This is a genomic window from Nocardia sp. NPDC046763 (genome assembly GCF_040645495.1).
Taxonomy (GTDB): Bacteria; Actinomycetota; Actinomycetes; order Mycobacteriales; family Mycobacteriaceae; genus Nocardia.
On sequence record NZ_JBEYYI010000021.1, the window covers coordinates 105,297 to 127,142 of the forward strand.

The window sequence follows — 21,846 nt, forward strand, 5'->3', positions numbered from 1 at the left end:
CAGCATCACCGGTCCGGGTGGCGGAATGGCAGACGCGCTAGCTTGAGGTGCTAGTGCCCGTATTAGGGCGTGGGGGTTCAAGTCCCCCTCCGGACACAATCGGTACACACAGGGTGCCGGTGGCGGAAGTACTTCCGCTACCGGCATTTTTCGTTTGGTCGAGGTCAATTCCAGGCGAGCTCCCAGACGGTGATCAGGGTGCGTTCCATGGTGATCGCGACCCGGCCGTCGTCGGACAGTTGGATATCGGTCAGATTCGTGATCGTGTGCTCGGTGGCGCCGAACAGTTCGCCGCTCCGGATATCGAAGAGGCGCAGTCCGCTTCGGAACACGACGGCGAAGGCGCCGTCCGCCGACAGGGCGGCCGCGCGCACCGGGCCTGGGCCGAGTGTGTGACCGGCTCGTTCCTCCTCCGGGTACCAGACGAGCTGGGAACCGTCCTCCCCGGTCAGCAATGCGACTCGGCCGTCGCGACTCATCTGCACCGCCACTACGGCAATGTCACCGAGCGGGGACCAGGTGCCCAGCACGTCCCCGGCCACCGTGGTCCGGGTCAGCCGACCCGAGTCGGTGTCCAGCCGCGAGCCGTCGCGCAGCAGAGTCGACGCGTGGGGATGCGGGGGCATATCTCGAGCAGGCGTGATGTGTGCGGTGATGGTGTCCACCCACAGGCAGCCGGGATCCGCTCCGGTGCCGCGCAGGGGGCGCACCGCGACTCGACTGCCGTCGCGGTCGAGGCGGCCCTCGGCACATGGTCCCACCCCCAGCGGGCGCGGCCACAGGGCACGGAACGCACCACGGTCGTTTCCGAAGACCTCGCGGCGCAACGCAACCACGCCGAGGTCTCGGTCGGCGGCCGGAAGCTGCTGTGCCTGAAGCAGACTGACCCGCGCGCCGGCGTGGTCACCGCTGAGCAGTAGTTGACGCGTCCGGTGGAGCGCGGCGTCGACCGCCGACCGCCGCTGCCGCCAACCCGGAGGGGGCAAGAGCAATGTCGCGTCAGCGGGGCGGGAGATCGGGTACTTGGTGACCGCACCGTCCGCGCGAGCCACCACCACCGTCCGGTCGGCCAGGTACGTGTGAGTCACCGGTTCACCGGTGACGGCGAGCGTGCGGACAGTACGGCGTGTGGCTGCCTCCACCAGCAGTACCGCACCGTCGGCGGTACCGGCCACGGCGAGCAGGCCGTCCCGGCCGACGCCGGCAGCCACGGCCGCCGATCGGTCCACCGGCTCCCGGCTCGTCATGCCCCAGTCGCCGCCGGGTCCGAGCTGCCACGCTTCGCCCGCGCCGGATATCACCCATAGTGAGAAGCGAGCGTCGGACTCGACCTTGCCGATCTGGACGACATCGGCGATCGGCAGACGGTATTCCGTAGTGAGCGTGCCGGATTCGGCATCGTATACGTATGCCGAGTTGCCGGAGCCGATGAGCACGGCGCGGTCGGGTGGATTCAGCGCCACGACGACCGGTGCCGAACCGGGCGGCGTGATGACGGGTCCCCGGCGAAGCATCGGACCGTAGATGTGCACCGAACGACCGACCACGGCCGCGATCCACTCGTTCTCGGACACCACCAGTCGAGAGATCGCCGCGCCCAGGTGCGCCGTGGACGGCGTACCCAGCACCTGCCGGTCCCGGGCCAACGACCGCAGTCGCTCGGCCATGGGGTCGTGAGGCATCCGATAGGGCAGCAGCGCGAGCAGCTCTCGAGCCCGGTTCCCGTCGCACCGTTCCAGATCGACTGCCGCGAGCAGCAGATCGTGCACCGGGTCGAGCGGGCTGGCCCGCTGCAGTGCGAGGACGGAATCCCGCATCTCCAGGTCGGAGAGCAGACCGGACTTCCAGGCCAGCCGGTTGAGGTGGAACACCGCGTAGGGATGGACCGGATCCTGGCCGACCACCGTGGTCAGGATCCGGCGGGCCGCCTCGAGATCGCCCAACTCGACCCAGGACAGCGCCTCGTTGACGGCATTCTCGGACGATCGCGGTCCGGCCGAGATCGGAGGCCGGCGCCGGTAGGTGCCGCCGAAGATCCGTTGGTGGGCCACCGTCAGCCGGTCGGCGACCGCCGCGATGTCGCGCGGCCGATGCTCGTGCGGCTGAAGACAATCCGTGAGAATGTCGGCGATTTCGGGTGGTAGCGTCGGCACATCCGGGCCGGGCCGGACGCCGGGGAAGTAGCCGCCGCCGTTCGCCAATCGCGACAACACCGCGGGCGTCTCGGTGCCGAGCACGGTCGGCCGGTTACCGTGGAGCATCGCTACCACGGTGGCCGCCCAGGACCACACATCGGTTGCCCGGTCGAGCAGTTGCCCTCGGCCCGTGGACCATTCGTACTGTTCGGGGGAGCAATAGGCGGGCGTCATCCCGGCGTATCCGGCCGCGACCGTGCCCGCCAGGTCGATCGACTCGCGCCAACGCTCGACCACTCTCGCCGGTCCGACGGTCCACGCGCGGGCCAGTCCGATATCGGTGACCTTCGCCGCGGTCGTCCCGCCAGGTTCCAGTGCGAGCAGAATATTTCCGGGCTTCACGTCCTGATGTACGAGACCGCACGCGTGGATATGGGCGAGCCCCCAGGCGCTCTGGATGGCGATGTCGAGGATTCGTTCGAGGGCGATACGGTGCCCGTCCGCGTAGAGACTGCGGTTGTCGATCGCGTCGGCGAGACTGCCACCTGGCACCCACTCCGCGAATACCCTTGGCAGCCCGCGGTATCGGGAGACATAGGTGCAAGCGACGACGTTCGGATGCTCGCCGAGTTCGAGCCATGCGCGGGCCTCTGCCTCGAACGACTCGATGACCTCCGGGTCGGTGAACGAAGCCGCCCTCGGAGCCTTCACGGCGAGGTCGATGCCCCAGTCACGGTGAAAGACCCGGTACACCACACCCATACCACCGGCGGTGATGACGCCGGTCACCTCGTATCGGTCGGCCACCACTTCGCCGCGCGCCCACTCGTCGCCGGGCACCGCCGCCGCTTCGCGCGCGATCCCGACCTCGGTGCCCAGCTCTCGAATCACCTCGTGCACGATGCCGTCCGGATGCTCGAGCACGGCCAGGAACAGATGTACGACACGCGACTCCACCTCGCCGTCGGACCTCACGGCGCGCGGGTCCTTCCCCGCGAGATCCAGTGCGGCCTGGTGGATAAGGGACACCTGGGTGTGCGGACGGATGCGAGGCTCGTCCTCGCTCCAGGGCGCGGACCGATCCGCACACCATCTCCTCGCACCGACGCTGACGGCACGATCGGGATCGATTCCGGCGCGCCACACCATTTCCCGAAGTTCGCCGAGCTCCTCGGCCAGCCGGTCGGCGTCGAGGCCGACCGCGGCCGGCAGCGCCAGTGCGTCCCGACGGCCGGCCTGCAGCACGGCCGCCAGCAGCACCCCTGCCGGCCAGTAGCGCCGGAACCCGAGATCGCGCGCCGCCTGCTGGGTAAGGACCGAGACGAATTTCCTACCGACCGACATGTTTCGAGCCTAGCGAGAAGTCGATCACGCAAACGCCCCTGGGATCATCCACGAGGACCTCGGCCCAGCACAACGCCTCCGTCGTGTCGAACGTCGAATCATCCACCGACAAAGCAGCTTTCGGTGACCGTCGCTCAACTCGACGGGGTCGTCGGTGTTGAACTTGCCGGTGCGATCCTCGCTATGCCATTGGACGTGCGCGGCGGCATTCCCTCGCCCGAAGCTGGATAGTGCGGCCGGCGGCCTGGTAGATGATCCGGTCCAGCCCCGTGGTACCGTCCTAACCGTTGCCGCGCTCCCCGATGCGGAAGGGTATGTGGGACAGGGTGTGGTGGACCATGTTGGTGAGGGTCACGATGTCGAAGACCGGGATGTGCAGTAGCTGCTGGATGGCGTGACCGTACGGCACGAGGTCGGTGCATTCGATGACCAGCGCACCCATGTCGGGGTTGTTGGCGGCCAGTTGGGACACTTCTTCGAGGACTTCCGCAGCGAGGCGGTCTGCGTCGAGGTTGTCGCGGCGGCCTTCGAGGATGACTTCGCGAAATTCCGGGTGCCTGGCCATTCCGGTGACACAGATCGGAACGGACTCGCCGCCGATGGCTTCCAGGTGGCGGCGGGTGAGGGCCTGTTCGTCGGCGACGAACAGGCCCACGGTGCGATCGGTGGCGAGCATGCGGTGGACCATGGGCAATTGGATGAGGCTCGAGCTGTAGAGCGGGACTCGGACGGAATCGGCCAGCCGCTGCTGGAACAGGACCAGGAATCCGCAGGCGGCGGCGATCGCGTCCACGCCTTCGGATTCGAGCTTGCGGGCGGCGTCGATGAACGGCTCGAGCAGGGTCGGATCCGCCTCGCTCACCACCCGGCGCGGGGTCGCACCGGCGACGACCTGGTAGACGACCGGGAAGTCGAAGGTCGCCGGATTGCGGATGTGGCCGGGGAGCTTGGTGAACGCTGTGTCGAGACACAGGACACCGATCCTCACGTCCGTGCTGTCTGCCATGCCGTCGCCGCTTCAGGTGGGCGCGCCGAAACGATTCGGCCGCAACGGGATCGGGTCGGTGAATGGCTGCTCACCCGCCAGGAGCTGACCGACCAGTTCACCGCCGGCGGGCGCGAGCCCCATGCCGATATGGCCGTGTCCGGCGGCGACGAGGAGGTTGCGGAGATCACCGGCGGGACCGATCAGGGGCAGGCTGTCCGGGGTGCACGGCCGCAATCCACTCCAGCTCTGCAGGATCGATGTCTCCTCCAAGTCGGGCAGGAATTCGCGCACGGCGCGCCGCAGCGCCCGCAGCCGGTGTTCGGAGACCGCGCAGCTCATCCCGGTCAGCTCGAGCTGTCCGCCGATCCGCAGCCGGTCGCCGAGCGGGACCATCGCCACTCTGGCCTCGCTCAGCAGCACGGGCAGGCCGGGCGCGCTCGGCGGCATGGCCACGGTGAGGCTATGGCCTCGGATCGGTTGCAGCAGCAGATCCATTCCCGCCATGCGGGCGCACTCGGCGCTCCATGCGCCCGCCGCGATGACCACATTGCCGGGGCGTAGCTCCCCGCGAGTAGTGTTGAGCCGCACGATATTCCGATCCCGGATGCCGAAACCGGTGACCTCGGTGTGCTCGCGGATCTCTACGCCCGAATCGCGCAGGACCCGGCCGAATTCGACGAGGAATTCCGGGACGCGCAGATATGCACCCTCGGGGTTGTACAGTGCGCCGTGAATATCGAACGTCGTCTTCGGCGCGAGCTCGTCGAGCTCGCCGGATCCGAGGACCCGCAGCGGCACACCACCGGCAACAGTGCGCGCCACGGTCCGGCTCGCCTCGTCGAAGCCCGCCGGGGTCTTGAAAGCCAACACGATGCCCGGTGACTCGAGCAGAGCGGCCATGTTCTCCGAAGCGCACAGCTCGAGCAGGATCGCGAGACTGCGCGTCTTCATCCCGATCAGTGCCCGGAATCCGTTCGCCGCGGCCTCGGCCGAGCAGGCGCGCCGGAAATGCCGCAGCCAGTGCGACAATTCGGCGTCCACGCGCGGCTCGATGTACCAGGGCGCGTCCGGATCCGTCGCACCCGGAACGGCGATAGCGAGCATGCCGGGTGCGGCCAGGGGTGCGGCACCGTGGGTGCCGACGAATCCCGTGTTGCCGGCCGAGCACGATTGCGGTCCGCCCAGCGCACCGCGCTCGAGCACCGTGACAGTCGCCCCGCGCCGACGTAACTGCTGCGCACAGAACAGGCCGACGACTCCCCCGCCGATGACCACCACATCCGGGTCCTCGCGCACGGGAGTTCCCTCCTCGAGCGTCATGAGCGCGACCTAGACGCTGACGACGAAGAAGTTCGTCGGCAGATTGACCACGACCCGCTCGTAGATCTCGGCCTTCAGCGCGATCCCCGGCTCGGTGAAGGTGCCCGCGGGCGGCTCGGCGAATCGGATCACCGAACGTCCCGCGTCGAAAAGCTGTGCGCCGTGGCCGAAGTCGCCGACGATGGCGGTTCCCGGTTCGACCAGCCTGGTGCGGACGATGAACACACCGTTCTGTTCGAGGTCGTTCATCAGCCGACCCGTGCCCATGGCACGGTAGTAGTCGACCGGGTTGATGATCATGCCGTCGGCGGTGCCGCCCATCTGCTCGATCTCATTGCAGGCGCGCAGGATTGTCGAGGTGAAGGGTCCCCGCTCGGTCATCCGCTCGATTTCGGGCATGTTCAGCAGCCCGCCCCCGCCGCTGATAATGGTGTGGTTCTCGGCGGTGCACAAGCGCACGATCAGGCGGTAGTTGAGGAAGTTCTCGAAGGTGTCGGGGTCCTTCCACAGATCCGGCGGGACCTGCACCCACGCCGTGGTGGTGAGCAGCTCCGGAATCGGCGACTTGTGGAATCTGCTGGCCAGTTCGCGCCGGACGTCCGCACCCACGATGGAGGTGTCGCCCGGAGCGGGTGCGCTCTCGTGCCAATAGAACTGGCGCGGATCGCGCGACAGGTCGATGGTCTTGAGCATATTGCGGGCCGGATTGCGGGGTTTGCGCCGCGAGCTGGTCAGGGAATCGGTGATTGTCACGTCGTATTCGACCGCCGCGTCCAGCCCGTGCTGCCCGCATGCCTCGACGAACATCCGGCCCGGCGACAGCTCGTGTTTGCGGTCCGCGACGACCTGCGCCAGGGTCTGTTTGATCGAATCCGCCTTCAGCATGTCCCCTCCTGGGAAACGGTGTAATGCGATGAGGACGCGCCGAGCACGCTCGAGCCGCCGTCGATCAACTGGACGGTGCCGGTGATATAGCCGGCCCGTTCGCTGGCCAAAAACGCTGCCAAGGCGGCGATTTCGGCGGGCTGGGCGATGCGGCCCACCGCCGTCTTGCTGCCGACGGCGGCCAACTCCGCCTCGATCCGCCCGTCCGCGGAGCCCTGCGCCAGGACCCGTTCCAGCAGCGGAGTGCGGGTCGCGCTCGGCGCGAGCACATTGACGGTCACGCCGTCGCGCCCGATGTCCGCGGCGAGGGCCTGCGCGAACCGCACGATCGCCGCCCGGCTCACTCCCGACAGGGCCAGTCCGCCGATGGGGACCACCGCGGTCTCCGATGCCACCAGAAGGACGCGGCCCCACCGCGCATTCCGCAGGTGCGGCAAGGCCGCCAACGCCAGCTGGACCGCGGGCATCAGGACCGTGTCGACCGCCTCCCGGTACGCGGATGCCTCGAAGGCCGTCGCGTTCCCGGTGGGCGGTGTGCCGCCGCTGACGGCGACGATGTGGAGTCCACCGAACTCCGCGGCGACCTCGTCGACCCAGCGGAGAGCCGCTTCAGGGTCGGCGATATCCACGCGTGTTGCGTGGACTCGCCCACGTGCCATCGCTGTGATCGCGCGTTCGGCGGCGGCCAGTCGTCCCGGGTCGCGGGCTCCGATGGCGACATGCGCGCCCTCGGCGGCCAGCTCCTCGGCGATCGCCAGCCCGATGCCGCTCGATCCGCCCGCGACGAGTGCGACCTTGTCCGTCAGCCCCAGATCCACTGTCGCTCAACCTCTCCCATGTCGACCGGGGATCAGATACCCGTACCGGATCGCCAGCGGCCAGGACAGCGCCGTCACAGTCGCCTTGGCCGAGTTCGGCAGCGCGCCGCGCCAGGAGTCGTCGGTCGGTCGGATGACGGTGACGCCGGTGTTGAACCGGTCCGGGTTCCCGGTGACCGTGTGATTGGCGTGCAGCTCGATCGTCCGGTCGGTCATCGGGTTGGCCGCCGGATCGATCTCGCACAGTCGCAGCACCGTGTCGACCGTCCCCGCCGGATCGGCGATGAAGTCCTCATATCGCAGGAGCAGCGACCGCCGCGGATACCGGCGGCCGATCGCGTGCGACGCGAGGTTGAAGCCGCTCCAGTAACCGGTGCTCTTGCCCGCCGACATGGCGTACACGTATTCCTTCGGCTTGCTCCATGATTGGGCGACGGCCCGGGGATCGCGCACCAGATGCAGGTAGTACGGGGTGATCCCGTCGAGGTACGACAGCAGTGCCGCCTCCCCCGGCATCTTCGAGGTATCGACGATCACCCGCGACCGGCTGCGTTCGGCAATGGCGTGGTAGACCTGGGCCAGCAGGTCCGCATGCGCGCGAATCGGCTCATTACGCAGGCCACGCCCGAGCACCTGCCACGTGTGCCTGGTGCGGACGTAGCCGAGTTGGCGCCGGATCACCGTGTCCGCGTGGTCTTCCAGGGTGGCCCCGTCGGGCCTGCCGACCGGCAGGATGGTGGACCAGAACGGGCAGTCGACGAGCTTGTGCCCGCAGCCGCACAGCTCATTGACGCCGCGCCCGGCGGCGTTCTTCCACAGGAAATGCAGTTCCCCGACGTGGAATACGCCCGGAATCTCATTGAGGATATTGCCGAGAATGGTGCTGCCATTGCGGCACCATCCGGTGACGCACAGGACCGTGACCGGGGGCGCGCTGCTCATCTGCCGCCTCCTCTCTCACTCCGTTGGTGACCGATTGCCGAATCGTGTAGGCCATGACCGCGGCGGTGAACGCGCAGCCCGCGCCGACCAGATACACGGCGGGATAGCCGAGCCCGCTCGCGATGGCACCGGTCGCCGGGCCCCAGACGAACAGCCCCAGATCCCAGAACGAGGTGTAAGCCCCCAGTGCCGCACCCTGTTTCGAGCTCTCGGCGTTGTTCATGACCATCAACGCCAGCGAAGGGTGCAGCAGTGAGAAGCCGACCCCCATGACGATGACACCCAGCACCGCCACCGGCAGGTTCGGCGACCACGCGACGATCAGCAGCCCGGCCGCCTCGCCGATACCGGACCAGGTGCCCACACGCCGCGGTCCGAGCTGGTCCGGCAGCTTTCCGATGACCAGCCGCGTACCCGCGTACACCGCGCTGAAGACGGCCAAAACGACGGCGCCGGAACCGATCCCGCGCACTTGCAGGTCGCGGATGATGAAAGCGGCCAGCCCCACATAGCCCGCCGCGGCGAGGGCGAGGGCCAGACCGGGCAGCGCCGCGGGCTTCAGCATCAGCCCGCGACCCCCGCTCGACCGCGCGACCTCCGGCTCGGGCCCGGCAATGGTGATCAGGGCTAGTCCGGCGAGCGGCGCGGCCGCGCACAGCGTCCACACCGCCCCGATCCCGAAGTGCCGCAGGGTCGCACCGAGCGCCGTCCCCACCGAGATGCCGCCCCACATGGCTACCCCGTAGAGCCCGATCAGCTGGCCGCGCCGATTGTGTGGCGCGAGCGTGACGGTCCAGGCCGCACCCGCCACGAACAGCGCGGCCTCGCCGATACCTACCAGCAGCCGAATCACGATCAGCCCGGCCAGGCCGAGCGGCAGAAAGTACAGCAGCCCGCCGACCGCGATGGCGAGTGCGCCGAACCGCATGACCTGCCGATAGCCGTGCCGGTCGGCCAGCCCGCCGAACACGGGGCGGGTGAGCAGCGCGGTCAGGGCGGTGGCGGTCACCACGAGCCCCACGCTCAGATCGCCCGCGCCGAACCGGTCGCGAACATGGTCGGGCAGCGCCGGAATGGCCGCGGACAAGCCGAGATAGCCGCAGAACAATCCGCCGAACACCCCGGCGAGTGCGAGCCGCGGCAGCGTTCCGGCGCCGGGTGAGGCCGTCATGGTCGCCCTGCCCACGAGGAATTCGCGTCGACCTCCGTCGTGGTCAGGGCGGCCGCGACCTTCCGTACCGCGGCGACGAGATCATCGCAATCCGCTCGCGACAGCGTCGAGGACAGCGGAATGTCCACGGCCCGTTGCAGATAGCGGGTCGCATTGGGCAGGGATGCTTGCACGGCGGCGGTGTCTTTGCCGCGGAACAGGAATCGCCAATTCCAGAAGGCGCGAATATTGTGATCGGAGTCCGAACCGAGGTTGCGCGCCTCGATACCCTCCTGGCACAGCGCCCGCGCGAACCACTGCGCGCGACCCTCGGCAACCTGGAAGATGAAAGCCTCGCCCAGATACGCGCCCGGCGCCACCGGCTGCCGGATTCGAATGCCATCGAGGTCGGCCAGCTCCGCGGCGACATAGTCGTAGTTCTCACGGAAGGCGGCCAGCCGGATCGGCAGCCGTTCCAGTTCGGATCGCAGCAGCGCGGCCCGGATCTCGTCCATTCGGAAGCTGTACAGCGGCAGATCCAGATCGGTGGCCAGCGGCGACCGACCGTCGGCGAAATGCCGCCGCAGCCGGCCCTCGTATGCGCCGGAAAGCACGGTGGCCCGGGCGAACAGGGTGCTGTCATCGGTAATGAGGAAGCCGCCCTCTCCGCTGTTGAGCGACTTGTCCGACTGGGTGCTGAATGCGCCCGCCAGGCCGAAGGTGCCGAGCTTGCGTCCGTCGAACTGCGCGCCGAGCGCGGGGACGGCATCCTCGAACACCGGAACGCCCTGCTCATCCGCGAATCGGAGCAACGCGCCCATATCCCCGGCGAAGCCACGCATGTGCACCACCACGATCGCCCGGATTCGCGGTGTCCACCGCCGGCGCAGATCGTCCACGTCGAGGTGGAGGTTCTCGTCGGCGTCGACCAGGAACGGCGTGCATCCGGCGAGCAGGATGGCGCTGGGTGTGGCGGCGAAAGTGAAACCGGGACAGGCGATCAGGTCTCCCGGTTCGACTCCGGAGGCCATGATCGCCAGCGCCAGCGCGGTGGTACCGCTCGAGGTGGCCAGCGCGTGTGCGGTCCCGAAGTAGCGGCATAGTTCCGCCTCGAATCGCGCGCACTCGGTCTCATTCGGCGGGCGATGGTCGTATCGGAAATAGAGATGACTACGAATCGCGCGCAGCGCCGCTTCCTCGTCCTTGGGATGGACGCACACCGCGCCCCGGTCATAGGTCGGCCAAGGTATGTGCCGTACCGGATCGCCGCCGTTCAGGGCCAGCCGCGCACCATGGGCCGGCTGTGTTTCCGGTGCCGTCGGGGCCGATGCCGAATCATCGATCACATTGTCCGCCATCATATTTATGGCACCGACCGACCAGGAATCGGCGGTACTTGCCTACTTGCCTGCCGAGACTCTCAGAACCGGGAACTCGGTGAATGTTCAAGGAACGCTACGCCGCACCTGCGGGATTCATGACCGAAATATCATTAAATTCTGGTCACGCGTCCGAAATTGACAGATATCCGCAATCGACTGTGCCCCAACGGAATCAGTGCTTCACTGGGTGCAGGTGGCCCGGCATGAGATGAGCGTGGCCGTCGGATGCGCGGTGCGAGTGGCGGATTCGTCATATCGAAAGATGCCCACCCTTTGGGCGATCTTGAATCCGTTGCACGGCAATAGTTGTCGGGCAACGCTTGTCCCCGACGTCCCTGCCGACATCGGTCAAGGGGATTCGGATCGGATCACCAGGCGCGCAGGCGATCTCGATGCAGTTACGGCCTCGCCTGGAAGTCGTACAGGGCGCGCCAGGCCGGCCTGTACGCGGGTGGTCAGGATTCGGTGGCGTGGCGGTGGCCCTCGGTGAAGAAGGTGAGCAGGGCGTCCGCGGTGCCCAGGTAGGTCAGGGATTGTGCTGCGCCGAAGGATTCGTTCCAGAAGGGGCCCGTGTGGGGATCCCAGGGGCCGACGTACGCGTAGGGCTCGGGGATGTGGGGGTCGCCGGGTGAGACGCCGAAGTTGATGCGGTCTGCGGTGATGCCGAGGTCGAAGTGTTCGGGCCAGAGGACGGGGGTTTCGGTGGGGTTCAGGCGGCGGAGGGCTCGGTCACCCCAGTCGAATGCTCGGGCGATGGTATGGGCGTGGTCGAGGTCGACGTGGATGGTGTCGGTGAGGGTGCAGCCGGAGCTGTCGGAGTACAGGTCGGCGGGTGCGCCGGCGTCGATGCCGGCGTGGGAGGCCAGCTCGGCGAAGGTGGTGCCGCTGAGCTTTCCGGCCACCGAACCGTTGACCAGCAGCATATCGCCGTCGACCGCGACCAGTGGGGGATGGATCGTGCTGAACCCGCCCGGGGCTGGGCGCAGTTTGATCGTGCCGTGGGCGCGGAACTGCGGGCCGGCCATCAGTAGTTCGGCCACACCGTGGAGACTGCGGCGAGTGCGGGTGTAGTCGTCGGGTTCCATGGGGATGTCCTTCTTCCGGGGCCGCCGAGGGACAGGGTCGAGAATATTCCACGGATTTTGCCCGATGCGGTCAGTGGGTGGCGGGGGGGTGGCAGGCGATGAGCTCGGTGCGGGCGATGCCCGACTCGCGGTGCCGGTGGATGCGCTGGTATTCGGGGGCGCTCACCATGTCGAGAAATGCTCGGCGGCTGGGGTATTCGACGAGGGCGACGTAGTCCCAGTCGGCGCCGCCGATCAGGGTCTGCTGCGGTTCGCCGTGCCACAGGAGACGGCCGCCCTGCTGTGCGACCAGGGCGAGGACGGCCGCGCCGTAGGCCGCGTATTCGGTGCGGTCCTGGAAGGTGATGAGGTTGAGCATGACGACGGGGCCCTCGTCCCCGGCGGCGAAGCGGGTGAACTGATCGGGATCGGGCGTGATTGCCATGGGGTGGCTCTTTCTTCGACAGCCCGCTCAGCCGGTGAGCAGGCGGGTGAGGACGGTCGTGACCGCCGCGCGGGCGGCGGTGACGGACAGGGACTGATGGCGGCGTAGAACATCCCAGGTTTCCCAGGAGCAGAGGGCGTAGGCGGCCTCGCGGGCCGGGGGGTCGAGGTCCGCGAGCTCGGGCAGGTGGGTGCGCAGGTGGGCGCGCAGCGCGGCGCGGCTCTCGTCCAGTCGTTCGGACAGGACGACGGATTCGTGTTCACGCAGCAGGGCGGCACGGCGGGTGCCCGCGACGCGCTCGAACAGTTCGGCCCGCAGCGCCACCAGGCGATCGATGCGCTCGTCCAGGTCGCCGCTGACGGGTTCCATGAGCAGCACCCAGTGCCGGGAGATCTGGGTCTGCGCGGCATCGAGATACAGCGTCTCCAGGTCGCGGAAGTGGTGATACACCGAGCGGGTCGCGACTCCCGCGCGTTCGGCCACCGCCTGCGCGGTGGGCTGCAGGTTGCCCTCCTCCATCAGCGCCAGCGTGGCGTCGAGCACCGCCTGACGGTTCTTTGCTCCACGTGCGGTCCGTCCGTCCATCGTCGGCCACCTTACACACGCGAAAGGGTAGTTGCACGACGCATGCAACAATATTATCGTCGCCCTCATGCACGCATTGCGGACACCGGACGAGCGGTTCGCCGCCCTGCCCGACTTTCCCTTCGAACCCTGCTACCTCGAGGTCGAGGCGGGCGACGGCAGCGCTACCCGCCTGCGGTTGCACTACCTCGACGAAGGCCCACGCGACGGTGAGATCGTCCTGCTGCTGCACGGCGAACCGTCCTGGAGTTTCCTGTACCGCCATATGATTCCGCCGCTGGTTGCGGCCGGGAAGCGTTGCGTCGCACCGGATCTGATCGGTTTCGGCCGTAGCGACAAGCCCGCCGACCGCGCCGACTACACCTATGCCCGCCACGTCGAATGGCTGCGCGAGGCGCTGTTCGATCATCTGGACCTCTCGGGCGTCACCCTGGTCTGCCAGGACTGGGGCGGGCTGATCGGTTTGCGACTGGTCGCCGAGCATCCCGACCGCTTCGCCCGGGTGGTGGTCGCCAATACCGGCCTGCCCACCGGGGAGACGAAACTGACCGACGCCTTCGCCGCCTGGCAGCGGTTCTCCCAGGAGACACCGGAATTCCCCGTCGGCGGGGTCGTCGCGGGCGGCTGCCGCACCGAGCTGTCCCCCGCGGTGGTGGCCGGATACGACGCTCCGTTCCCCGACGAGACCTACAAGGCGGGCGCACGCGCCTTCCCGATGCTGGTCCCCACCCGCCCGGACGACCCCGCCGGCCCCGCCAACCGGCGCGCGTGGGAACAGTTGGCGCACTTCGGGAAACCGGTGCTCACCGCGTTCTCCGACGGCGATCCGATCACCGCGGGCGGCTACCGCGTCTTCCAGGAGCGGGTGCCCGGCGCGGCCGGTCAGCCGCACATCACGATCACCGGCGCCGGTCACTTCCTGCAGGAGGACCGCGGCCCGCAGCTCGCGACGTTGGTGGCCGAGTTCATCGCCGCCAACCCGGCGTCCGACACCACCGGAGGTTCCGCGAAATGATCAGCAGGCGAGGATTTTTCGGCACCGGTGCGATGGCCGGCGCCACCGCTGCGGCGGTCGCCGCCACCGGTCCGGCCGCCGCGACCCCGCGACGCATGGACGATCATCCGGACCGGCCCAATATCCTGGTGGTCCTGGTCGACGAGATGCGCAGCCCGATGTGGTTCCCCGAGCAGTCGGTGCTCGACACCATCCTGCCGAATATCGCCGCGCTGCGGGACAAGTCGGTCTCCTTTCAGCAGCACTACACGGCCGCCAACGACTGCACGCCTGCGCGCGGCGCGCTGGTGACGGGCCTGTACTCGCATCAGACCGGCTGCCTGTCCACCTCGCAGTCGGAGCTGGCGGCGGGCTTTCCGACCTGGGGGTCCATGCTGCGCGAGCAGGGCTATCGCACCACCTGGTGGGGCAAATGGCACCTGGGCCACTACGCCGACACCACCCCGGGCGGCCTGGACCGCTACGGCTTCGACGGCGGCACCTACCCCTCGCCCAACGGCGCGCCCGAACAGGGCCTGCAGATGGACGGGCGCATAGTCGACCAGTTCGTCGACTGGTTCAATACCGATGCGGGACAGGGCCCCTGGTGCACGACGGTGTCACTGGTCAATCCGCACGACATCCAGTGGTGGCCGCGCTGGACGCGACGCACGCTGGCGTTCAACAACATTCCACGCTGGATGAACGACCTGCCGGGCAATTTCGAGACCCTCGACCAGCTCTCGCGCAAGCCTCGGTTGCAGAAGGCCCTGGTGGAGGTCTCGGCGGTGACCTTCGGGCTGGCGCCCTACGGCACGCCCGGGGCCGATCAGGAGTGGATCGACATGCGCAACCTCTATCTCTGGTTCCAGCAGCAGGTCGACATCCAGATCGGCCGCGTGCTCGCCGAATTGGCGACCCAGCCGGAGGTCGCCGCCAACACCGTGGTGGTGTTCACCTCCGACCACGGTGACTACGCCGGTTCGCACGGGCTGCACGGCAAGGGCGGCGGCGCCTACGACGAGGCCATCCGCGTGCCGCTGTTCATCCACGATCCACGCGGTCAGCTGACTCCCGCGCCCGGCACCCGCGATCAGCTGACCTCCAGCATCGACCTGGCCGCGCTACTGCTGACCATCGGCACCGGCGGCAACGGCTGGCGGGCCGACGACCGCTACGCGCACCTGGCCGGCCGGCACGACATCGCGGCCGTCGCCGCCGATCCGGGCGCAGCCGGGCGGCCGTGGATCCTGCACACCACCGACGAGCATTCCATCGAGGAGGCGGCCGTCCGGTTCAACGACGACGCACCCGGTCATGTGATCGCACTGCGGACCGCGGACGCCAAGTTCGTCCGCTATTCGCACTGGGTGCCGGGCTCCGCGCAGATCGACCCCGCCGAGCAGGAGGAGTACGAGCTCTATGACTACTCGACCAGCGACGGACAGCTGGAGCTGGACAATGTCGCGGCCGTCGGCGGCGACCTGCGCGACACAATGAGCCGGTTGCACGACGAAGCCGTCAGCACCGAACTGCACCAGCCGCTACCCTCCTACCTACAGCAGGCCCAGCAGGACGGGTGGACCGACTACAACACCCAGACCGCGAAACCCTTCGGGGAGCAGCTCTCCGACTTCCTGCGGGACGGCATCGGTGCGAAATAGCGTGCGGGCCAAGCTCGTCACCGGCGCCGCCGCCGGGCTGCTCGCCACGATGGCCGGTGTGATCCCGGGCCTGATCGCAGTCCACGACCGCTGAACGATCGAGAGCCGCTGCACGGCAACGGCTCTCGATCCACCGGCACGCCTCAGGCGTCCGCCACCGCCGCCCACGGGTTGACCGGCACCACACCGACCGCGTGCCCCGAACTGTCGAGCAGCCGCCCCCATGACTTGAACGCCCGGAGCACGAGGCGCTGATCGACGACGACCGCATCGGTCAGTGCCGTGGCAATTCTGCCGAGGATGGCGCTCAGATCCGCGATGCGATGCACCTGCGCCATCATCATGATGTTCGCCCGCCCGACCGTGGACAGGCAGATCCGGGTTTCGGGCCAGGACGCGATCTCGGTCCCCGCCGCGTCCAGGTCCCCATACGGAACGGACAGCCAGAGCACGTACTCGGTCGGCCAGCCGCCCGCGCCCCGCGCGAAATCGGTTCGGAAGGCCAACATTCCGCGGCGGACCAGGGCGTCGAGCCGGCGGCGCACGAGATGCTCGGAGGTGTTCAGCTCGCGGGCCAGATCCCGGTACCCGGCCCGGCCGTCGTGCTGGAGCGCGAGGAACAGGTCCCGGTCGCCGGGCTCGAAAGTGCGGTAGCGCACTGCTTTTCGCAACTCTCCACTCCCCTCCTCGGTGACCGACCGCTGCTGATCGCTGTCGATCGCGCCGAGACGCCAGTGCACGCCGCTGTGCCACTGCAGCGCCACCGTGGAACGCACCCGTGCGATGCCCGGCACCGCGGGCAGTCGCTCGAGCAGCAGGGTACTCGAGGCCGCCGGGCTTTCGGCCAACACCAGGGTGTGGAGGTCGAACTCGCCGTCGGTGCCGTAGACACTCATGACCTGCGGGATCGACGCGAGCCCGGCGGCGACCGCCACCACCCGGCCCGGTTGTGCCCGCACCTCGCACACCGCGCCGACCAGCGCCACCTGCGGACCGGGCACCGACGACACCCACGCCCGCCCGGAATCCGACAGTCGCTGCCAGCGGCGGGCGGCCGTGGCCGCCGAAACCCCGAGCGCCGGGCCGAGCCGTTCGAAGCTGACCCGGGGGTTGGCGTGCAACGCGTCGAGCAGCATCAGGTCGACCTCGTCGAGGTTGTTTTCCCGCACCACCCATGTCCATTCCGTCGATTCCCCGCACCGGATCTACCTATTGTGCGACTCCCTCGCAATTTCGAGGACAGGCGGGTGGCCTGCCGTTCACTGAGGACATGAGCGAATCGACGACGACGGGCGTCACCCTACCGCTGGCTCGGTGGGTCGAGCAGTTGACGCCCGAGCAGATCCCCGAGCGGGTGCGGACCCGCGCCAAGCACCTGCTGCTCGACGGTGTGGCCTGCGGTCTCGTGGGTGCCCAGCTGCCCTGGTCCCGGGTCGCCACCTCGGCAGTGCTGGACCTGGAAGGCGCGGGTGCGGCGACGGTGATCGGAACCGGGGTCACCACCGGCGGGCCCGCCGCCGTCCTGCTGAACAGCACCTTCATCCAAGGCTTCGAGCTCGACGATTTCCATCCGCTCGCGCCCCTGCACAGCACCTCCCTGATCCTGCCGGTGCTGCTCGCAACCGCCCAGCAGCTGGGCGGCGTCTCCGGCGCCGCGGCCCTGACCGCCGCAATCGCCGGGTTCGAGGTCGGCCCGCGCGTCGGATTGGCCCTGCACGGCTCGGAGATGCTCTCCCGTGGTTGGCACAGTGGTCCGGTCTTCGGAACCCACACCGCCGCAATGGTTGCCGGAAAGCTGCGGGCGCTCGACGCCGCCCGACTCGAGGACGCGCTCGGCATGGCGGGCACCCAGTCCGCCGGTCTGATGGCCGCCCAGTACGAGGCGATGTCCAAGCGCATGCAGCACGGGTTCGCCGCCCGCAACGGCTATTACGCGGCCGGTCTGGCCGCTGCCGGGTACACCGGGATCAAGCAGGTCTTCGACCGACCCTACGGCGGCTACCTGTCGGTATTCGGCGAGGGCCACGACCCGGACCCCGCCCAGGTGATCGCCGGTCTGGGCGAGGGCTGGCACACCGAGCTCATCATGGTGAAGTCGTATGCGGCCCAGGGCGGGCTGCACGGCACCGTCCAGGCGGCGCTGGAGCTGCGCGCCCGCCACCACATCGACCCGAAGTCCGTCGCGCACATCGAGATTCGCGTCGGGCACACCGTCTACCACCACGGCTGGTGGGAGCCGCAACGGCCGTTGACGGCCATCGGCGCGCAGATGAATCTCGGCTACGCCGCGGCGGTCGCGCTGCTGGACGGCCAGGTGCTGCCGGCGCAGTTCACCCCGGCCCGGCTGGACGCCGACGATGTCTGGGAGCTGCTCGGCAAGGTCGAGGTGAAACTCGACGAGAACATCCAGAACGGCCCTGTCCTTGAACGTTTCGCCACCGAACTGGTGATCACCCTCATCGATGGCACGGTGCTCTCTCACCGGATCGTTCAACCGCACGGCGGCCCCGCCGAACCGGTCACCGACGACGAACTCGTCGCCAAGTACCGCTCCCTCGTCGGTCCCCTGGTCTCGTCCGATCGACTCGACGCCATCCAGCGGGCAGTGCTCGGCATCGACGAACTCGCCGATCTGTGCGAGCTGGCCGACCTGCTCGCCGCGCCCGTCGCCGGCGCCCTCGACAACCTGGAACAGGATCACCACCGATGACCACCCCGTCGCGGGCGCGACTGCGCGCCGCCCTCGCCGACTGTGCCGAAATGATCGTCGCCCCGGGCGTATTCGACGGCCTGTCCGCCTCCCTGGTCCGCCGGCTGGACTTCCCCGCCGCCTACCTCACCGGTGCGGGCGTGGCGGCCAGCGGTTTCGGGCTCCCCGATATCGGACTGGTGACCCAGACCGAAATGGTCGAGCGCGCCCGGATGCTGGTGCGCGTCCTCGGCGATATCCCGTTGCTCGCCGACGCCGACACCGGATACGGCACCGCGCTCAATGTCGTTCGCACCGTGCGCGAATACGAGGCCGCCGGCGTCGCCGCGATCCAGCTCGAAGACCAGGCCTTCCCCAAGAAGTGCGGGCACCTGCCCGACAAGGAGCTGATCGAGCCCGAGGAGTTCGTCACCAAACTCACCGCCGCATTGGAGGCGCGCACGGATCCGGACCTGGTCGTCATCGCCCGCACCGACGCGCGCGGCCCACTCGGTATCGATGCCGCCATCGACCGGGCAAACGCCTACGCAGCGGCGGGCGCGGACGTGATCTTCGTCGAGGCGCCGCAGGGTACTACCGAGATCGAGCGCATAGCGCGGGACGTGTCCGCGCCCCTGCTCATCAATCTCGTCCTCGGCGGCCTCACCCCGATCGAATCCGCCACGCGCCTGCGGGAACTGGGCTATTCGATCGCCATCCACCCCTCGCTCCCGCTGGGCGCCGCGGCATACGCGATGCTCACCGGCCTGGCCGAGCTCGCCGGCCGCGATCCCGGGCCGCTGCTGCCCGCGACACCTGCCGAGTTCTTCGATCTCGTCGGTCTGGCCGAATGGTCGGAACTGGGCGAACGCTACCGTGAAGGAGCCTGACCCATGGGCATGACCATGATCGAGAATCTGCTGGCCCGCAAGGCCGGGGTGCCGCGGGTCCGCCCCGGGGACATCGTGACCGTCGAGGTCGACATGTGCGTGCTGATCGATCTGCAGTTCGCCACGCTGTGGCAGCAGCCCCGGCGCATCCACGATCCCCGCAAGGTCGCGGTCGTCATGGACCACGCCGTGCCGGCGCCGTCGCTCCAGGACGCCGCGGGTGGTCCGAAGGCGCGGAAGTTCGTGGCGGACTTGGGTATCGAGCACTTCTACGATGTCGGCTGGCACGGCATCTGTCACCAGGTCATCGCCGAGAACAGGCTGGCCCGCCCCGGCGAGGTGCTCGCCTGCACCGACTCGCACACCTGCGCGGGCGGCGCGTACAACACCGCTGCCCGCGGACTCGGCCCGGCCGAGGTGTATTCCATCCTGTGCACCGGCGCCACCTGGTTCGAAATTGCCCCCACGGTGCGTTACGAACTCACCGGCGCGCTCCCACCGGAGGTCAGCGGCAAGGACGTCTTCCTCCATCTCGCCGACACCTATGGTGACGCCACCAACCAGAATCTCGAATTCGGCGGGCCGGGCCTGCCCACGGTCCCGCTCAACGACCGACGCACGATCGCTACCCAGGCCGCCGAAATCTCCGCCGACTTCGCCACTTTCGGTGTCGACGACTTGCTGCGCGAGTTCTTCGCCGCGCACGGAATGACGGATTATGTTGCCGCCGAAGCAGATCCGGACGCCGAATACGCCGACATCCACACCGTCGATCTGTCGGGTCTCGAGCCGTATGTCGCCCGCCCGGGCACGGTGAGCCGCAACGGGGTTCCGGTCTCGCAGATCGAGCCCCGGCGCATCGACCAGGCGTTCATCGGGTCCTGTGCCAACGGCCAGCTCGAAGACCTCCGCATCGCCGCGCAGATCCTGCGCGGCCGGACCGTCGCCCCCGGCGTCCGGCTGCTGGTCACGCCCGCCTCCCAGCAGGTCTACCGGGACGCCCTGCGACTGGGATACCTGCAGGACATCGCCGATGCCGGTGGGGTGGTGACCAATTCGACCTGCGGCGCCTGCTTCGGCTATCACATGGGCGTGGTCGGCCCCGGCGAGGTCTGCCTGACCTCGAGCACCCGCAACTTCACCGGCCGCATGGGCAGCACCGAAGCCGAGATCTACATGGCCGCACCCGCCACCGTCGCGGCCTCCGCGATCACCGGCTACATCACCGACCCCCGGAGCATCACCGCATGAGCACCACCATTACCGGCCGTGTCTGGGTCTTCGGCAACTCCCTCGACACCGACGCGATGTACCCGGCCTTCGCCATGAAGCTGGAGCTGCCCGAGGCGGCCCGGCACATCTTCTACCAGGTGCGGCCCGGCTGGACCGATCTCGTCGTCCCTGGCGACATCGTCATCGCCGGAACGAATTTCGGTGTCGGCTCCTCCCGCCCGGTCGCCGCCCTGTTCCAGCATCTGGGTGTCGCGGCCGTGGTCGCGGAGAGCTTCAACTCGCTGTTCTTCCGCAACGCCGTGAACGCGGGACTGCCCGCGATCACCGCACCCGGAATCACCGAGCACTTCCAGGACGGCCAGACCGGTTCCTTCGACCTCGCGACCGGCGAGTATCGCAACGAGTCCACCGGTATCAGCGGTCTGGCCCGCCTCCTTCCCCCGCTGCTGCTGGAAATCATCAGCAGCGGAGGGATTCTCGCGCGCCTGGCCGAGCAGGGCTTCCTGTCGTGACCGCAACCGACCCCCACAGAATCGGGCCAACCATGGCAACTCGTTCGATCGGAAGACTTCTACGTCCGGTGCGAGCCGGAATCGGCCGCACCGCGTGGTTCGATCCGGCCGTCCAGCACGCACCCGAAACGCTGACGGTGGGCAGTGCCGCCTTCGCTGACGGCGGGGACATTCCGCGCCTGCACGCGGGAACAGGCGTGGGAGACAACCTATCCCCACCACTGCATTGGTCCGGTGTGCCGTTCGAGGCCGCCGAGCTGGTCCTGATCGTCGAGGACCCCGATGCGCCGCTCCGCCGTCCGGTTGTGCACGGCGTGTTCACCGGAATCGATCCGCGCATCACCAGCCTTCAGGAGGGAGCGCTCGGCTCGAACGACGGCGCGACGAGCAGCAGCATCAGGGTGGGCGCCGGGAGCTTCGGCCGCCGGGGCTACGCCGGTCCGCGCCCCGTCCCCGGTCACGGACCACACCGCTACGTCTTCCAGCTCCTGGCGCTCGACCAACCGAGCGGATCGACCGATGGCGCAACGTTGTCCACCGTCCTCGCGGCCGTCACCGGACACGTGATCGCCCGCGGCAAACTCACCGGCCGCTACGAGCGGCCCTGATACCCGAACCATCCGGATCGACCGGGTCGGCCGGCAGCGGAATCGGCCGGTGGCAAATAATCAGCTATGGCGACGTCTTCGATCGGAGGAGAGCGCACAGGGCGCCACCGAGGTGGTCGCCGAGGGCATCGCTTCCCGCACGCCGCAACGACGATGCGCGTCACGCCTTGTCGGGCGGGACACATTGGCGCGTCGGAG

Annotated in this window: 19 protein-coding genes and 1 tRNA gene; 8 read left to right on the plus strand and 12 right to left on the minus strand. The window is 68.5% G+C overall.

What is annotated here, in order from left to right:
* Window positions 1–11 precede the first annotated feature (11 nt).
* A tRNA-Leu gene (locus ABZ909_RS29525) sits at window positions 12–96 on the plus strand.
* A gap of 68 nt (window positions 97–164) precedes the next feature.
* On the opposite strand, the gene ABZ909_RS29530 is transcribed toward ABZ909_RS29525, so the two are convergent.
* The 11 genes from ABZ909_RS29530 to ABZ909_RS29580 form a co-directional block, all read right to left on the minus strand.
* Window positions 165–3,479 (minus strand): serine/threonine-protein kinase, encoded by a 3,315-nt coding sequence (locus ABZ909_RS29530; RefSeq protein ID WP_357005834.1) that lies wholly within the window; start codon window positions 3,477–3,479, stop codon window positions 165–167.
* Window positions 3,480–3,759: 280 nt separating this feature from the next.
* The gene (locus tag ABZ909_RS29535) at window positions 3,760–4,485 is read right to left on the minus strand and encodes an aspartate/glutamate racemase family protein (protein ID WP_357005837.1); all 726 of its coding nucleotides are present in this window, start codon (window positions 4,483–4,485) and stop codon (window positions 3,760–3,762) included.
* Window positions 4,486–4,497: 12 nt separating this feature from the next.
* Window positions 4,498–5,787 (minus strand): FAD-dependent oxidoreductase, encoded by a 1,290-nt coding sequence (locus tag ABZ909_RS29540; RefSeq protein WP_357005840.1) that lies wholly within the window; start codon window positions 5,785–5,787, stop codon window positions 4,498–4,500.
* 9 nt (window positions 5,788–5,796) lie between these two features.
* Entirely contained in the window at window positions 5,797–6,672 is an 876-nt protein-coding gene (locus tag ABZ909_RS29545) for a family 3 encapsulin nanocompartment shell protein (protein WP_357005843.1), read from the minus strand.
* Window positions 6,666–7,490, minus strand: coding sequence for an SDR family oxidoreductase (locus ABZ909_RS29550; protein WP_357005846.1), 825 nt, complete (start codon window positions 7,488–7,490; stop codon window positions 6,666–6,668). The genes ABZ909_RS29545 and ABZ909_RS29550 overlap by 7 nt, the downstream gene beginning before the upstream one ends.
* A gap of 6 nt (window positions 7,491–7,496) precedes the next feature.
* Window positions 7,497–8,432 (minus strand): sulfotransferase, encoded by a 936-nt coding sequence (locus ABZ909_RS29555; RefSeq protein ID WP_357005848.1) that lies wholly within the window; start codon window positions 8,430–8,432, stop codon window positions 7,497–7,499.
* Window positions 8,347–9,603, minus strand: coding sequence for an MFS transporter (locus tag ABZ909_RS29560; RefSeq protein WP_357005851.1), 1,257 nt, complete (start codon window positions 9,601–9,603; stop codon window positions 8,347–8,349). Before ABZ909_RS29560 ends, ABZ909_RS29555 begins: the two co-directional genes overlap by 86 nt.
* A complete protein-coding gene (locus ABZ909_RS29565; RefSeq protein ID WP_357005854.1) occupies window positions 9,600–10,940 on the minus strand; it encodes an aminotransferase class I/II-fold pyridoxal phosphate-dependent enzyme in 1,341 nt (446 codons plus the stop codon). Before ABZ909_RS29565 ends, ABZ909_RS29560 begins: the two co-directional genes overlap by 4 nt.
* A gap of 479 nt (window positions 10,941–11,419) precedes the next feature.
* Window positions 11,420–12,049, minus strand: a complete 630-nt coding sequence (locus tag ABZ909_RS29570; protein ID WP_357005856.1) for a hypothetical protein — start codon at window positions 12,047–12,049, stop codon at window positions 11,420–11,422.
* Between the two features lie 70 nt (window positions 12,050–12,119).
* The gene (locus ABZ909_RS29575) at window positions 12,120–12,473 is read right to left on the minus strand and encodes a DUF1330 domain-containing protein (RefSeq protein ID WP_357005859.1); all 354 of its coding nucleotides are present in this window, start codon (window positions 12,471–12,473) and stop codon (window positions 12,120–12,122) included.
* Between the two features lie 27 nt (window positions 12,474–12,500).
* A complete protein-coding gene (locus tag ABZ909_RS29580) occupies window positions 12,501–13,058 on the minus strand; it encodes a TetR/AcrR family transcriptional regulator (RefSeq protein WP_357005862.1) in 558 nt (185 codons plus the stop codon).
* 67 nt (window positions 13,059–13,125) lie between these two features.
* Here ABZ909_RS29580 and ABZ909_RS29585 point away from each other — a divergent pair, with 67 nt between their 5' ends.
* Together ABZ909_RS29585 and ABZ909_RS29590 are read left to right on the plus strand one after the other, a co-directional pair.
* On the plus strand, window positions 13,126–14,073 hold the full coding sequence (locus tag ABZ909_RS29585; protein WP_357005865.1) for a haloalkane dehalogenase: 948 nt from the start codon (window positions 13,126–13,128) through the stop codon (window positions 14,071–14,073).
* Window positions 14,070–15,716: a sulfatase-like hydrolase/transferase gene (locus tag ABZ909_RS29590; RefSeq protein ID WP_357005868.1), complete on the plus strand. Its 1,647-nt coding sequence runs from the start codon at window positions 14,070–14,072 to the stop codon at window positions 15,714–15,716. Before ABZ909_RS29585 ends, ABZ909_RS29590 begins: the two co-directional genes overlap by 4 nt.
* Before the next feature lie 143 nt (window positions 15,717–15,859).
* Here ABZ909_RS29590 and ABZ909_RS29595 read toward each other — a convergent pair whose 3' ends face one another.
* A complete protein-coding gene (locus ABZ909_RS29595; protein WP_357005870.1) occupies window positions 15,860–16,885 on the minus strand; it encodes an Lrp/AsnC family transcriptional regulator in 1,026 nt (341 codons plus the stop codon).
* 101 nt (window positions 16,886–16,986) lie between these two features.
* On the opposite strand from ABZ909_RS29595, the gene ABZ909_RS29600 reads away from it, so the two are divergent.
* The 5 genes from ABZ909_RS29600 to ABZ909_RS29620 are packed head-to-tail and all read left to right on the plus strand — an operon-like array spanning window position 16,987 to window position 21,648.
* A complete protein-coding gene (locus tag ABZ909_RS29600; protein WP_357005873.1) occupies window positions 16,987–18,426 on the plus strand; it encodes an MmgE/PrpD family protein in 1,440 nt (479 codons plus the stop codon).
* Window positions 18,423–19,295 carry an isocitrate lyase/PEP mutase family protein gene (locus tag ABZ909_RS29605; protein WP_357005876.1) on the plus strand — a complete coding sequence of 291 codons (873 nt, stop codon included), beginning with the start codon at window positions 18,423–18,425 and terminating at the stop codon, window positions 19,293–19,295. Before ABZ909_RS29600 ends, ABZ909_RS29605 begins: the two co-directional genes overlap by 4 nt.
* A 3-nt stretch (window positions 19,296–19,298) precedes the next feature.
* A complete protein-coding gene (locus tag ABZ909_RS29610) occupies window positions 19,299–20,546 on the plus strand; it encodes an aconitase/3-isopropylmalate dehydratase large subunit family protein (RefSeq protein ID WP_357005879.1) in 1,248 nt (415 codons plus the stop codon).
* An 8-nt stretch (window positions 20,547–20,554) separates the two neighbouring features.
* The gene (locus tag ABZ909_RS29615) at window positions 20,555–21,040 is read left to right on the plus strand and encodes a 3-isopropylmalate dehydratase (RefSeq protein ID WP_357005990.1); all 486 of its coding nucleotides are present in this window, start codon (window positions 20,555–20,557) and stop codon (window positions 21,038–21,040) included.
* A gap of 32 nt (window positions 21,041–21,072) precedes the next feature.
* Window positions 21,073–21,648 carry a YbhB/YbcL family Raf kinase inhibitor-like protein gene (locus ABZ909_RS29620; protein ID WP_357005881.1) on the plus strand — a complete coding sequence of 192 codons (576 nt, stop codon included), beginning with the start codon at window positions 21,073–21,075 and terminating at the stop codon, window positions 21,646–21,648.
* Window positions 21,649–21,846 lie beyond the last annotated feature (198 nt).